At 68.9% G+C, this 740-nt stretch carries 1 protein-coding gene; it reads right to left on the bottom strand.

Annotated elements, in window-relative coordinates; genetic code table 11:
- Positions 1-2 precede the first annotated feature (2 nt).
- Positions 3-740: HNH endonuclease signature motif containing protein (locus tag DI276_RS04935; protein WP_198680459.1), on the bottom strand; the 738-nt coding region annotated here is incomplete at its 5' end.

The following is a 740-nucleotide window of genomic DNA, read 5'->3' on the forward strand; positions in this document are numbered from 1 at the left end:
TGTCATGCCGCTGCGGCGTGGAGGAGGTTGCGTCTTGGCCTGCGTTGCGGGTCGAGCCACGCCGGGGCATAGAACGTGGGTATGCCGTGGACCATCCGCACTGTCCACTCGCTGTGGTGGATCAGTGTGTGGTGGTGGCGGCAGAGCAGTACCGCGTTGTCGACCGAGGTGACACCGCCGTCGGCCCAGTGGTGGATGTGGTGGGCGTCGCAGTGTTTGGGTGGTCTGCCGCAGCCGGGGAAGGCGCAACCATGGTCGCGGGCGACCAGGATGCGCCGGATTCCGGCCGGGAAGGTGCGGGTTTTGCGGCCGATGTCCATCGGCTGCGACTTCTCCCCCAGCACCAGCGGGATGATCCCGGCGTTGCAGGCCAACTGGCGGACCTGGGCAGCCGGGACGCGTTCCTGGTTGTCCAGCGTGGCCTGGCCTACCTGAGCAGCCAGATCCTCGTAGCGCATCGTCAGGGTGAGCGTGACCGGTTCGCCGCCGTGCTCAGGTAGCTGGTCGGCGCGCAGCATCAGGTCGACCAGCTCCGCTAGAGCGTCGCCTTCGCGTTCGGTGCGGGAGCGCAGGTCCGGGCCTTCCTCTGGCGTGTCCGGGCGGGGCTTGGCCAGCGGGTCCAGCAGCGCCTCGTACTTCGCGCCGGTCACCGCGTCCAGCAACGCCCGGATCTCCAGCAGACCGTCCTTGCGCCACCGCTTCACGTGCTGGTTGACCAGCGGCACGGGCTCGGGGTCACG

It is taken from the genome of Lentzea terrae, from assembly GCF_003265345.1.
In the GTDB taxonomy this organism is placed as follows: Bacteria; Actinomycetota; Actinomycetes; order Mycobacteriales; family Pseudonocardiaceae; genus Lentzea; species Lentzea terrae.